At 70.2% G+C, this 11,543-nt stretch carries 13 protein-coding genes and 1 riboswitch; of the genes, 2 read left to right on the top strand and 11 right to left on the bottom strand.

The annotated features are described in order from the left end of the window. The 3 genes from AC2D80_RS13705 to AC2D80_RS13695 all read right to left on the bottom strand — a co-directional run. On the bottom strand, nucleotides 1–839 hold an 839-nt coding region (locus AC2D80_RS13705; RefSeq protein ID WP_484633577.1), incomplete at its 3' end, for an MCP four helix bundle domain-containing protein. 63 nt (nucleotides 840–902) lie between these two features. Next, nucleotides 903–3,041: a methyl-accepting chemotaxis protein gene (locus tag AC2D80_RS13700; RefSeq protein WP_484633576.1), complete on the bottom strand. Its 2,139-nt coding sequence runs from the start codon at nucleotides 3,039–3,041 to the stop codon at nucleotides 903–905. 55 nt (nucleotides 3,042–3,096) lie between these two features. Beyond that, on the bottom strand, nucleotides 3,097–3,621 hold the full coding sequence (locus AC2D80_RS13695) for a chemotaxis protein CheW (RefSeq protein ID WP_484633575.1): 525 nt from the start codon (nucleotides 3,619–3,621) through the stop codon (nucleotides 3,097–3,099). A 225-nt stretch (nucleotides 3,622–3,846) separates the two neighbouring features. Here AC2D80_RS13695 and AC2D80_RS13690 point away from each other — a divergent pair, with 225 nt between their 5' ends. After that, nucleotides 3,847–4,530: a transglutaminase-like domain-containing protein gene (locus AC2D80_RS13690; RefSeq protein WP_484633574.1), complete on the top strand. Its 684-nt coding sequence runs from the start codon at nucleotides 3,847–3,849 to the stop codon at nucleotides 4,528–4,530. 54 nt (nucleotides 4,531–4,584) lie between these two features. On the opposite strand, the gene metW is transcribed toward AC2D80_RS13690, so the two are convergent. Both metW and metX read right to left on the bottom strand, forming a co-directional pair. Continuing rightward, nucleotides 4,585–5,169 (bottom strand): methionine biosynthesis protein MetW, encoded by a 585-nt coding sequence (gene metW, locus AC2D80_RS13685; protein ID WP_484633573.1) that lies wholly within the window; start codon nucleotides 5,167–5,169, stop codon nucleotides 4,585–4,587. After that, nucleotides 5,166–6,332, bottom strand: coding sequence for a homoserine O-succinyltransferase MetX (metX, locus tag AC2D80_RS13680; RefSeq protein ID WP_484633572.1), 1,167 nt, complete (start codon nucleotides 6,330–6,332; stop codon nucleotides 5,166–5,168). Before metX ends, metW begins: the two co-directional genes overlap by 4 nt. 70 nt (nucleotides 6,333–6,402) lie before the next feature. Beyond that, nucleotides 6,403–6,475: riboswitch (SAM riboswitch) on the bottom strand. A 218-nt stretch (nucleotides 6,476–6,693) separates the two neighbouring features. Between metX and AC2D80_RS13675 the strand changes: the two genes are divergently transcribed. Next, nucleotides 6,694–7,095, top strand: coding sequence for an RNA recognition motif domain-containing protein (locus AC2D80_RS13675; RefSeq protein ID WP_484633571.1), 402 nt, complete (start codon nucleotides 6,694–6,696; stop codon nucleotides 7,093–7,095). Nucleotides 7,096–7,207: 112 nt separating this feature from the next. On the opposite strand, the gene AC2D80_RS13670 is transcribed toward AC2D80_RS13675, so the two are convergent. From AC2D80_RS13670 to AC2D80_RS13645, 6 genes are read right to left on the bottom strand one after another with little or no spacing between them, the layout of a single operon-like run. After that, nucleotides 7,208–7,510 (bottom strand): P-II family nitrogen regulator, encoded by a 303-nt coding sequence (locus tag AC2D80_RS13670; RefSeq protein ID WP_484633570.1) that lies wholly within the window; start codon nucleotides 7,508–7,510, stop codon nucleotides 7,208–7,210. A 10-nt stretch (nucleotides 7,511–7,520) separates the two neighbouring features. Beyond that, complete coding sequence (locus AC2D80_RS13665; RefSeq protein WP_484633569.1) at nucleotides 7,521–8,474, bottom strand: sodium-dependent bicarbonate transport family permease; 954 nt, start codon at nucleotides 8,472–8,474, stop codon at nucleotides 7,521–7,523. Then, the gene (locus tag AC2D80_RS13660; RefSeq protein WP_484633568.1) at nucleotides 8,471–9,259 is read right to left on the bottom strand and encodes an SDR family oxidoreductase; all 789 of its coding nucleotides are present in this window, start codon (nucleotides 9,257–9,259) and stop codon (nucleotides 8,471–8,473) included. The genes AC2D80_RS13665 and AC2D80_RS13660 overlap by 4 nt, the downstream gene beginning before the upstream one ends. A 29-nt stretch (nucleotides 9,260–9,288) precedes the next feature. Continuing rightward, the gene (gene lptC / locus AC2D80_RS13655) at nucleotides 9,289–9,963 is read right to left on the bottom strand and encodes an LPS export ABC transporter periplasmic protein LptC (protein ID WP_484633567.1); all 675 of its coding nucleotides are present in this window, start codon (nucleotides 9,961–9,963) and stop codon (nucleotides 9,289–9,291) included. Beyond that, the gene (locus AC2D80_RS13650; protein ID WP_484633566.1) at nucleotides 9,960–10,505 is read right to left on the bottom strand and encodes a KdsC family phosphatase; all 546 of its coding nucleotides are present in this window, start codon (nucleotides 10,503–10,505) and stop codon (nucleotides 9,960–9,962) included. The genes lptC and AC2D80_RS13650 overlap by 4 nt, the downstream gene beginning before the upstream one ends. Nucleotide 10,506: 1 nt before the next feature. Further along, nucleotides 10,507–11,502 carry a KpsF/GutQ family sugar-phosphate isomerase gene (locus tag AC2D80_RS13645; RefSeq protein WP_484633565.1) on the bottom strand — a complete coding sequence of 332 codons (996 nt, stop codon included), beginning with the start codon at nucleotides 11,500–11,502 and terminating at the stop codon, nucleotides 10,507–10,509. Between the last annotated feature and the right edge of the window lie 41 nt (nucleotides 11,503–11,543).

Here is an 11,543-nt window from a genome sequence, read left to right as displayed (position 1 = left end):
ATCTCCAGCGAGGCGGTGTTGATGCTGTCGGTGGCGCTGCGCACCTGGGTGACGGTCTGGATGAGCGAGGCCTTCATCGCCCCCAGCGCGCGCAGCAGCTCGCCCAGCTCGTCGCGCCGCTGGCTGTCCACGCTGCGCGTGAGATCGCCCGCCGCCACCGCGTTGGCCACCGCCACCGCGTCGTCCAGGGGTTGCGTGATCGAGCGCGCGATGCGCCACGCCACGATCGCGCCCAGCGCCAGCGCGGCCACGGTGAGGGCGAACAGCACCATCACCTGGCGGTTCAGCGTCGCGTTGGAGTTGGCGACGGCTTTGTCCAGCAACTCGCGCTCGTAGGTCTGCAGTTCGGCCTGCGAGGCGGTGTAGCGGTCGGCAGCGGGCATCAGCTTGCCGTTGAGGGCGCTCTCGGCGGCGGCCATGTCACCGCCCTTGAGCAGCTCGAAGTAGCCTTTGCGGGCGTCGATGTATTCGGTGCGGCGCTGCGCGATGTCCTTGAGCAGGGCGCGGCCGTGCTCGCTGGAGATTTCGGCGTCCAACACCTTCTGGATCTCGTTGATGCGCTCGGTGGTCTTGGCGATCATCGGCTTGTAGTGCGCATCCAGCGCGGGGTGGTTGCTGGACTTGGCCAGCGCCATCACCCGGTTGATGTTGAGCTGGGTGCTGGCGGCCCACTCGTCGACCAGCGCCGCGCGCTTTTCCATCACGACGACACGCTCGGTCGCGGCCCGGGAGGCCTGCAGGCTGTACCAAGCGATGGCGGCAATGGCGATCAGCAGGACGAGCACGCTGCCAAAGCCCAGACCGAGCCGTTGGCCGATTTTCAGGCGGGTGAGGAACATGGCTTGTCTCCGGTGGGTAGTTTTGGTGATCCGCGCGCGCGGTCGGGTGAGACGCTGGGGTGTTCAAAAACTTTCCCAGTCGCCCTCGACCGCGGCGGCGGGCTTGGCGGGGCTGGGGGTGGGGGTGGGGAGCGCGGTGGGCGCGGACGGGGCGGGACGCTTGAGCGCCGGGGCGGCGGGTTTGGCCACCGGGTGGGCCGCCACGGCCGGCCGGGCCGCCGGCGACGCCACGGCAGCGGGCGGGCGTGCGGCGGTCACTGCCACCAGCGCGCTGGATTCGTCGCCGGTGCGGAAGGTGCGGACGACCTCGTCGAGCCGACGCGCCTGGTCTTTGAGGCTTTCGGCGGCGGCCGCACTCTCCTCCACCAGCGCGGCGTTTTGCTGCGTCATCTGGTCGAGCTGGCTCACCGCGGTGTTGACCTGACCGATGCCGTCGCTTTGCTCGCCCGCGGCCGCGGTGATCTCGCCGATGATGTCCGAGACGCGCTGCACCGAGCCCACGATCTCGCTCATCGTGGCGCCCGCATCGGCCACGAGCTTGCTGCCGGCTTCCACCCGGTCCACGCTGGCGCCAATCAGGCCCTTGATCTCTTTGGCCGCCTGCGCGCTGCGCTGCGCCAGGTTGCGCACTTCGCCGGCCACCACCGCAAAGCCGCGGCCCTGTTCGCCCGCGCGCGCGGCTTCCACCGCGGCGTTGAGCGCCAGGATGTTGGTCTGGAAGGCAATCCCGTCGATCACGCCGATGATGTCGTTGATCTTCTTGGAGCTGCTGTTGATCTCGTCCATGGTGGTGACGACCTGGGAGACCACGGAGCCGCCGCGCTGGGCGATTTCGGCGGCGCTGGCCGCCAGTTGGTTGGCCTGGCGCGCCGCGTCGGCGCTTTGCCGCACGGTGCTGGTGAGTTGCTCCATGCTGGCCGCGGTCTGCTGCAAGCTGCTGGCCGCCTGCTCGGTGCGACCGCTCAAGTCCTGGTTGCCGGAGGCGATTTCGGCGGACGCCGTGTTGATGCTGTCGGTGGCCTGCCGCAGCTGGCGCATCATCGCCAGGAAGCGCTGGCGCATCGATTCCACCTCGCGCACCAGGCGACCGATTTCGTCGCGGCGGTCGGTGCTGAACGCGCGCGTGAGGTCGCCCTGCGCCACGGTGGTGACCGCGTCGGTGAGGTCACCCAGCGGCTGGCTCACGCTGCGTCGGATCAGCCAGAACAGACCAACGCCCACGCCCAGGGTGGTCAGGCCCAGCAGCGCCCAGAAGGTGTAGATGGTGGTCCAGTGGCTGGCCATGGCCTCGGTGTCGGACACCTCGGCCACGATCCACCAGCCCGCGCCGTCGGCGTTGCGCTTGACGATCCACGGGTCGTCGATCGCGCTGTTGATCAGCGGCGCGGCCTCACGCACATAGCCGCTGGCCTCGCCGTCGCGCAGTGCGGTGAGCATGGCTTCGGCCTGGGGGTTGACGTCCAGCACCTTCTTGCCGGCGGCGGTGGGGTGGGAAACGAACACGGCCTCGGCGTTGCTGCCGCGCGGGTCGATGATGGCGGTGGCGCCGCTGGTGAAGAAGCGCGATTCCGCCACCAGCTTGTCGATGGAGGTCTGGAAGGCGGTGAGGTCGAAGCCGATGAACAGGATGCCGACCACGGCACCCTGGGCGTTGCGCACCGGCTCGTAGTGCGTCATGTAGGGTTTGCCGAACAGGACGGCGCGACCCGTAAAGGTTTTGCCTTCCAGCATCAGCGGGTAGGCCGGGTGGGTGCGCGCGAGGTTGGTGCCAATGGCGCGTTCGCCGTTTTCCTTCTTCAGCGAGGTGCTGATGCGCTCGAAGTCATCGCCTTTGCGCATGAAGATGGTGGCTACACCGTCGGTGGTGCGGTTGAACGTATCGACCTCGGTGAAGTCGTTGTTCAGCGGAACGCCCCAGTTTTTCAGGCTGCCGCCCTCCAGCTCCAGGGTAGGGCCAAACTTCTGGCGGAACGGCCGGTACGCCCGGTCGGTCATCAGGCGCGCGGTGGTATCAAACGCGTTGACAGCGTCGGCAATGGCGGCGGCTTTGTCGCCGGTGGTCTGAACCAGACGGTCGCGGGTGCGGCTCTCGGCGACAACGGCAATCACACCGCTGATGACGGCCAGGGAGATCGCCACCAGGGCGACCGATTGCAGGGCCAGGCGGCGGGCGACGGAGGGGTGGGAAGCGGAAGCAGACATCGGAAATCACTCGGTGGCAAACGCGTCGGGGGCCGGCGCCGCGCGCCGGGCCGCGTCACTGCAAAGACTGGGAGCTGTCCATCAGGCCCATGTCGCTGCTGGACATGAGCGCTTCGATGTCCATCAGGATCAACATGCGCTCGCCCACGCTGGCGATGCCGGTGATGAAGCTGGTGTCGACCGAGGTGTTCATTTCGGGCGAGGGCTTGATCACGTCGCCGGCGAGTTCCAGCACGTCGGACACGCTGTCCACCACCGCGCCGACGACGCGGCCGTGCACGTTCAGAACGATCACAACCGTGAAGCCGTTGTATTCCACCTTGTCGCAGCCGAGCTTGATGCGCAGGTCCACCACCGGGACGATCACGCCGCGCAGGTTGACCACGCCCTTGATGAACGACGGCGCGTTGGCGATGCGGGTCGGCTCTTCATAAGAGCGGATTTCCTGCACCCGCAGGATGTCGATGCCGTATTCCTCGCCGCCGAGCCGGAACGTCAGGAATTCGGCGCTGGCCTTCTGGGCGGCAGAGCGCGCGCTGTCGGCGCGGTTGAGGTGGTTGGCTTCATTGCGCATGTCCATGGTGTCTGTCCTCGGTGGGTAGATGGTCGGTCCATGGAATATCGGCCAGGGGCCGCGCGGCTGAAGGGCCGAATAGACGCGAAAAGGCCGGCTTTCATCGCCCTTTTGCCGACTGGACCGGCCGGTCGCACGAAAGCACGGTGCGATGCGAGGGCCCACTCACATCGCCTGCGCTCGTCGCACAGGCGTCGCCAGCGGGCCGCGCTGGCTGCTACCGTCGGGCCCATGAGCAACGCCCCCGCCCCCACCGCGGCCCATCTGGCGGCCACGGCCGCCATCGACCACGGTCACCCCGCCATCCGGGATTTCGTGCGGGCCCACGACCCGGGGGGAACCATGCGTGAGCGGGCGGTGGCGCTGGTGCACGCGGTGCGCGACGGGGTGCGTTACGACCCCTACCGCATCGACCTGTCGTCCGCCGGCATGCGCGCCAGCACCGCGTTGGCCGCCGGGCATGGCTGGTGCGTGCCCAAAGCGGTGCTGATGGCGGCCGTTGCGCGGGCGGCGGGCATTCCGGCGCGGCTGGGTTTTGCCGACGTGAAGAACCACCTGTCCACCGAGAAGCTGCGCCAGGCCATGCAGACCGACGTGTTCATCTGGCATGGCTACACCGAACTGTGGATCGACGGAGCCTGGCGCAAGGCCACGCCAGCCTTCAACCTGTCGCTATGCGAGAAGTTCGGCCTGTTACCGCTGGACTTTGACGGGATTCACGACTCGCTCTACCACCCCTACGACCGCGCCGGCCAGCGGCACATGGAATACGTGAACGAGCGCGGCAGCTTCGACGACCTGCCGCTGGCGCAGATCGTGGCGGACTTCCGCCGGCTGTACCCGGGCCTGGTGGGCGGCCAGAGCGCGCTGGACGGCGACTTCGGCAACGACGCGGCGGCGGAAGCGCACCGCTGAGCCCGCGCAGGAGCCGCGGCCGTCACCCACGACCGTCACCCACGCGCGGCCGGTTCAGCGCGAGATGCGGAACACCGCCGTGCTGGCGCGCAGGTTGGGCAACCAGCGCACGGCATGGCCTTCGTGCAAGCCAAAGCTGTCGTCGATGCGCAGGCCGCAGTTGCGCGCCAGCACCTCGAAATCGGCGTGTGTGCCCACGCGGATGTTGGGCGTGTCGTACCACTGGTAGGGCAGGCGCTTGGTCACCGGCATGCGGCCCCGCATCACGGCCAGCCGGTTCGGCCAGTGGGCAAAGTTCGGAAAGGCCACGATGCCGATGCGGCCCACCCGGGCGGTCTCGCGCAACATGACCTCGGCGTTGCGCAGGTGCTGCAGCGTGTCGATCTGCAGCACCACGTCGAACGCGTTGTCGCCGAACATGGCCAGACCGCCCTCCAGGTTGAGCTGGAGCACGTTCACGCCCCGGCGCAGGCAGGCCTGCACCTTGGCATCGTCGATTTCCACCCCGTAGCCGTGGCAGCCGCGCGTGGCCTGCAGGTGGGCCAGCAAGGCACCGTCGCCGCAGCCCAGGTCGAGCACGCGCGCGCCCACCGGCACCAGCCGGGCGATCGCATCGAGTTGCACCTGCTGGTCGCTCATGCGGCACCCCCGATGGTGTGGGCGAAGTAGGTGCGCACCGCAGCGTGGTAGCGGGGGTCGTCGAGCAGGAAGGCGTCGTGGCCGTGTGGCGCGTCGATCTCGCAGTAGCTCACCGCCCGGCCGTTGTCCAGCAGGGCCTTGACGATCTCGCGGCTGCGGGCCGGGGAGAAACGCCAGTCGGTCGTGAAGCTCACCAGCAGGAACTTCGCCTGCGCCACCGACAGCGCCCGGGACAGATCGCCTCCAAACGCGCGGGCAGGATCGAAGTAATCCAGCGCCCGCGTGATGAGCAGGTAGGTGTTGGCGTCGAAGTACTCGCTGAACTTGTCGCCCTGGTGGCGCAGGTAGCTCTCGATCTGGAATTCGACGTCGGTGGTGGAGTAGCGGTAGGCGATGTCGGCCACGGCGGCCGGGTCCTCGCCGGCGACCGGCTTGAGCGTGCGCCCGAACTTCTCGTTCATCACGTCATCGCTGAGGTACGTGATGTGGCCGATCATGCGGGCAATGCGCAGGCCGCGGCGCGGCAGCGTGCCGTGGCGCAGGTAGTGGCCGCCGTGGAAATCAGGATCGGTCACGATGGCGCGGCGCGCCACCTCGTTGAAGGCGATGTTTTCCGCCGTGAGGTTCGGCGCGCTGGCCACCACCACCGCGTGCCGCACCCGCTCGGGGTACTGCAGGGTCCAGCTCAGGGTCTGCATGCCGCCGAGGCTGCCGCCCATGACAGCGGCCAATGTGTCGATGCCCATCGCATCGAGCAGCCGCGCCTGCGCGTCCACCCAGTCCTCTACCGTCACGACCGGAAAATCGGCGCCCCAGGGCTGGCCGGTGTCGGGGTGGATGTGCGTCGGGCCGGTGGACCCGAAACACGAGCCCAGGTTGTTCACCCCGATCACGAACCAGCGGTCGGTGTCCACCGGCTTGCCGGGACCGATCATGTTGTGCCACCAGCCCTCGCTGCGCGGCACCGGCTGGCCGTGTTCATCGCCGAGCAGGCCGGCCACGTGGTGCGACGCATTGAGCGCGTGGCAGATGAGCACGGCGTTGGAGCGCTCGGCGTTGAGCGTGCCGTGGGTTTCCACGACCAGCTCGTAAGCCGGCAGCACGGCCCCGCTGCGCAGTGGCAGCGGCTCGGTGAAGCGGTAGGTCTGCGGTGTGACGATCACGCGGAAACACCCTGCGCACAGGGCCCGAAAACAGAAAACCCGGTGCCGCCGTGAACACAGGTTCAAGGGCGGGACCGGGTCCCCCCTTTTAGCGGCATTTGTAAAGCGCCCGCAATCCGGAACAAATCGGCGCTGGGCAGCATTGTACGGCGGCGGTGTTGTAAGCGCGCATCGGGGTCGCGCGGCACTTGCACATCATGAAAATTTGTCACGGCCGGCGCGGCATTCAGCGCATAATGGTCTGGCGGGCCGCGCCGGCGGCCGCGTCAACAGTGATCGGTTGGTTTCGCGCGTACCCATTTTTCTGTGTGCTACCGGGGCTCCATCGCTACTTTCTCTCTGTGTTCTAGGAGTCCCCGAGATGGGCAACAAACTGTACGTCGGCAACCTGCCGTATTCGGTCCGCGATGACGACCTCAGCCAGGCCTTCAGCGCCTTCGGCTCGGTCAGCAGCGCCAAGGTCATGATGGAGCGGGAGACCGGTCGCTCCAAAGGCTTCGGTTTCGTGGAAATGGGCAGCGACGCTGAGGCGCAGTCCGCCATCAATGGCATGCACGGCAAGGATTTCGGCGGCCGCAGTCTGGTGGTCAACGAAGCACGTCCGATGGAAGCGCGTCCGCCGCGCACCGGCGGCGGCGGCTTTGGCGGTGGTCGCCGTGAAGGCGGCGGTGGCGGTTACGGCGGCGGCGGTGACGGCGGTTTCCGCAGCCCCTACGGCGGTCGCCGTGACGGCGGCGGCGGCGGTGGCCGCGGCGGCTACTGATCGACGGGGGCGCAGCGCCCCCAACCGATGACGCATCCCGAGCCCCGCGGCGACAGCCCCGGGGCTTTTTGCTGGGCGGTCGCCACCGTCAGGGACGCACCAGCCCCGGGAATCAGTACTTTTCCGCCCGCACGACCGCCACCTCGGCGAAGTAGAGCGACAAGGCATGGTGCGGCGCATACGTGGTCAAGACGTGCTGCGCGATCTGGTCGGCCACATCGGCCGGACAGATCACCTTGACCTCGATGCTGCGGTCGGCCTCCCACAGGGCTTCGCGCGCGCCCAGGCGGCTGCCGCCGCGCACGTCGTGCACGGTGTAGCCCTGTGCGCCCAGGCGCAGCGCGTCGGCCACCAGGCGCTTCTCGAGCACGGCCTCCGCAATGATCACGAGCAACTGACGGGGATGCTTGTCCATGCGGGGCTCCTCAGCCGTGGACGGCGCGCGCGATCTGCAGGTACAGCGGCACGCCGATGACGATGTTGAAGGGGAAGGTCACGCCGAGCGCGGCGGTGATGGACAGCGCGGCGTTGGCCTCGGGCACGGCCAGGCGCATGGCCGTGGGCGCGGCGATGTAGCTGGCGCTGGCCGCCAGCGTGGCGAGCAAGGCCGTCCCGCCCACGCTCAGGCCCAGCGCGGCGCCGGTGAGGGCACCGACCACGCCGAGCAGCAGCGGCGCGGCCACGGCAAACAGCACGAGCCGCACGCCGTAGCGGCGCAGGTCGCCCAGCCGCGCGCCCGCCACCAGCCCGAGCTCCAGCAGGAACAGCGCAAGCACGCCCTTGAACGGCTGGCTGAACACCGGCGCGATCGGCGCGGTACCGGCCTCACCCATGACGGCGCCGATCAGCAGACCCCCCACCAGCAGCAGCACCGACTTGCCGAAAAACACGTCGTGGGCCAGTTCGCCCCACGCCACGCGCTGCGGGCGCCCTTGCGCATCCACCGCGCCCAGACGCGCGAGCAGGATGCCGGCCACGATGCCGGGCGCTTCCATGATGGCCACCCACAGCGCGGCGTGCGACTCGGCCGGCACGCCCTGCGCGATCAGGTAGGCGCTGGCCACCGCGAAGGTGACCACGCTGACCGAGCCGTAGTGCGCGGCCATCGCCGCGGCGTCCACGCGCGACAGGCCGATCAGGCGCAGCGCGGGCATGAGCACGAAGGGGATGGCGAAGCCCAGCGACACGCAGGCCAGCATCTGCGGCAGCAGCTCGGCCAATGGCTGTTTGCTGAGTTCGATGCCGCCCTTCAGGCCGATGGCCAGGAGCAGGTAGATCGACAGGGTCTCGTACAGCGGCTCGGGCAGCCGCAGGTCGCTCTTGACCAGCCGGGCGAACACGCCCAGCAGGAAGAACAGCACCACCACGTCCAGCGTCATGCGCGTCCCTCCCCCTGGCGGTGTTTGCGTGGCCGGCCAGCCAGCAGTCGGTCGAACCAGGCGTTGGGCAGGAGGCGCAGCAGCTTGGCCACCACGCCCATCTGCCAGGGGATGACGCGGTAACTCGTGCGCGCCTCGATGGCGGCAAAGGCGCGGTCGGCGAAGGCCTCGGCGGTCAGGAGAAAGGGCATGGAGTAACGGTTCTGGCGGGTGAGCGGGGTGTCCACATAGCCGGGCAGCAGCGTGACGACCGACACACCGCTGCCGCGCAGTTCGCCGCGCAGGCTCTCGCAGTAGGCGACGACCGCGGCCTTGCTGGCGCAGTACGCGCCGTGGCCGGGCAGGCCGCGGATCGCGGCCACGCTGGCGATGCCAACGAGCGCGCCCCGGCCGGACTGGCGCATGGCGTCGACGAAGGGGTGGAATGTGGCGGCCAGGCCGGTGTTGTTGGTGGCGAAGGTGCGGGCCATCACGTCGATGTCGCCGCGCTCGGCGGTGTCCATGCCCACGCTGATGCCCGCGTTGGCGATCACCACGGTGGGCACGCCCTGAGCCGCCAGGCAGGCACGGCCGGCGGTGACGATGCTGTCGGTGTCGGCCACGTCGGCGGCCCAGACGCGGCAGCGCGCGGCATCAAGGCCCCGCGCGTCGGCCCAGGCCTGCACGTCGGCCGTGCGGCGCGCGAACAGTGCGAGCCGCCAGCCAGCGGCCGCGTAGCGGGCGGCCAGGGCCTGGCCGATGCCGCTGGAGGCACCGGTGATGACCACGAGGGGGGCGTCGTTCATGGGGCAGTGCAGCGGGAGGGTGAGGGTGTTCAGGGCAGCATCTGCACGCGGACCCGGCCGCGGAAGTCGGCGGTGCGGGTGTCGTCGCGGTAGTCGAGGCTGTCGGCGGTGAGGCGGTCGTTGCCGCGGCGCAGCTCCACGGGGCTGTCGGAACGCACGCGGTCGGGATCGAGCGTGATCTCCAGACGCTGGCCGCGAAACTCCAGCCGCGGGCGGGCCACGCCGTCGGCGCCGGTGGCCGCTTCGCGGATCACCACGGCGTCGCCTTCGAGCAGGTAGCGGGTGTTGTCGCCGTTGGTGATCACCCGGCGCGCGCTGGCGATGGTGACCAGCCCCTGCTCGTCCACGCGGCGGATGCGGGCGTTGTCGATCTCCACGCGGTCGTCGTCCGGGTGGTGGCGGGCCTCGTCGCCGGCGACCTCGGCCTGCAGGCGCCCGTCGGGCAGAAACGATTTCACCGAGAAGCCGCGCATGGTGTAGTCGGGCTCGCCGGTCAGCGGCGCGGGCGCGGCGGGAGCGCTGGGCGCCGGCGTGGCGCGCAGCAGCCAGTAAGAGGCCAGCGCGAGCAGGCCCATGAGCAGCACCGGCAGGTAGATCGACAGCTGGTCGATCCAGTGACCACGGCGGCGAGCGCGCGCCGGCTGCGGGCTGCGGTCGAGCCCGGGCAGGATGTCGTCGAGCGGCTCGTCGGGGGCGGTGCTCACCGGGCGTGCGCCTCGAGTTCGGCGCCGTAGACGCCGGCCGCCATCAACAGCAGGTCGCACGCCTCGCGCACGGCGCCCGCCCCGGCCGCGGCGGCGGTGACGTGGTGGGCCACGGCGCGCACCTCGGCGTGCGCCCCCGGGGGGACGAGCGCCAGCGCGGCGCGGCGCAGCATCGGCAGATCGGGCCAGTCGTCGCCCATCGCCGCGGCGGCACCCCAGCCAAGACCGAGCTCGGCCAGCAGGGCCTCGGCCGCGGGGGCCTTGTCTTCGGTGCCCAGCCGCCGGTGGATGAGGCCCAGCGCGTCGAGCCGGGCACGCAGGGCGGGCGAGTCGCGACCGCTGACGACGGCGGGCTCGATGCCGGCGCGGCGCAGGAGCTTGAGCCCATGGCCGTCGAGCGTGTGAAAGCGCTTGAGGGTTTCGCCGGCCTCGCTGAAGTACAGGCCGCCGTCGGTGAGGACGCCGTCCACGTCGAGAAACAGCACGCGCACCGGCTGCGCGCGCAGCAGGAGGGCGGTGTCGAAGCTGAGCACGGGGGTCACGTCAGATCACCTTGGCCCGCAGGAGGTCGTTGGTGGTGAGCGCGCCCACCAGCACGCCGCCCTCGTCGGTCACGAGCAGGCCGTTGATGCGGTGGGTCTCCATCAGCGCGGCGGCTTCGGCGGCCAGTGCGCCGGGGCCGATGGTGCGCGCGCCCGGACGCATCACGTCGCCGGCGCGGCGGCTGGCCAACGGCGCGCCGCCATCGTCGCGCTCGATCAGCCGGCGCAGGTCGCCATCGGTGAAGACGCCCAGCACGCGCCCGTCGTCGCCCACCACGGCGCACAGACCCAGGCCCTTGGCGCTGGTTTCGCGCATGAGTTCCATGAGCGGCGTGTCAGGCCGCGCACGGGGCAGGGCGTCGCCCTGGCGCATGACGTCGGCCACGCGGGTGAGCAGACGCCGGCCGAGCGAGCCGCCGGGGTGGGAGCGGGCGAAGTCGTCGGCCGCGAAGCCGCGCGCGTCGAGCAGGGCCACGGCCAGCGCGTCGCCCAGCGCGAGCTGGGCGGTGGTGCTGGCGGTGGGGGCCAGGTTGTGCGGGCAGGCCTCGCGCGCCACCGAGGTGTCGAGCACGACGTCGGCGTGGCGCGCCAGCGAGGAGTCGGCGCGGCCGGTGAAGGCCAGCAGGGGCACGCCCAGCCGCTTGATGAAGGGCAGCACCGCGGTGAGTTCTTCGCTCTCGCCGGAGTTGCTCAGGGCGAGCACGACATCGCCCGGGGTGATCATGCCGAGATCGCCGTGGCTGGCCTCGGCGGGGTGCACGAAGAGCGAGGGCGTGCCGGTGGAGGCGAGGGTGGCGGCGAGCTTGCGGCCGATGTGGCCGCTCTTGCCCATGCCCATGACGACCACGCGGCCCCGGCAGGCCAGCACCAGGCGCAACGCGGCCTCGAAGCGCTCGTCGATGCGCGCGGCCAGCGCACGCACGGCGTCGGCCTCGATCGCCAGGGTGTCGCGCGCCAGCGCCGCGGCGCGGGCGGCGTCAAACGGGGGTTGATCCATGGCGGCGATTATCGCCGGGGGGTGCGCGTAACATCGGCCGG

The sequence above is a fragment of the Hydrogenophaga sp. T66 genome, from assembly GCF_057219855.1.
This window is presented reverse-complemented; position numbering and strand designations above follow the sequence as displayed.

Excerpts from the sequence above, each read along its gene's own strand:
- AC2D80_RS13700 (WP_484633576.1), bottom strand. The coding sequence starts at position 3,041 with ATGTCTGCTTCCGCTTCCCACCCCTCCGTCGCCCGCCGCCTGGCCCTG.
- AC2D80_RS13695 (WP_484633575.1), bottom strand. The coding sequence starts at position 3,621 with ATGGACATGCGCAATGAAGCCAACCACCTCAACCGCGCCGACAGCGCG.
- AC2D80_RS13690 (WP_484633574.1), top strand. The coding sequence starts at position 3,847 with ATGAGCAACGCCCCCGCCCCCACCGCGGCCCATCTGGCGGCCACGGCC.
- metW (WP_484633573.1), bottom strand. The coding sequence starts at position 5,169 with ATGAGCGACCAGCAGGTGCAACTCGATGCGATCGCCCGGCTGGTGCCG.
- AC2D80_RS13675 (WP_484633571.1), top strand. The coding sequence starts at position 6,694 with ATGGGCAACAAACTGTACGTCGGCAACCTGCCGTATTCGGTCCGCGAT.
- AC2D80_RS13670 (WP_484633570.1), bottom strand. The coding sequence starts at position 7,510 with ATGGACAAGCATCCCCGTCAGTTGCTCGTGATCATTGCGGAGGCCGTG.
- AC2D80_RS13665 (WP_484633569.1), bottom strand. The coding sequence starts at position 8,474 with ATGACGCTGGACGTGGTGGTGCTGTTCTTCCTGCTGGGCGTGTTCGCC.
- AC2D80_RS13660 (WP_484633568.1), bottom strand. The coding sequence starts at position 9,259 with ATGAACGACGCCCCCCTCGTGGTCATCACCGGTGCCTCCAGCGGCATC.
- AC2D80_RS13645 (WP_484633565.1), bottom strand. The coding sequence starts at position 11,502 with ATGGATCAACCCCCGTTTGACGCCGCCCGCGCCGCGGCGCTGGCGCGC.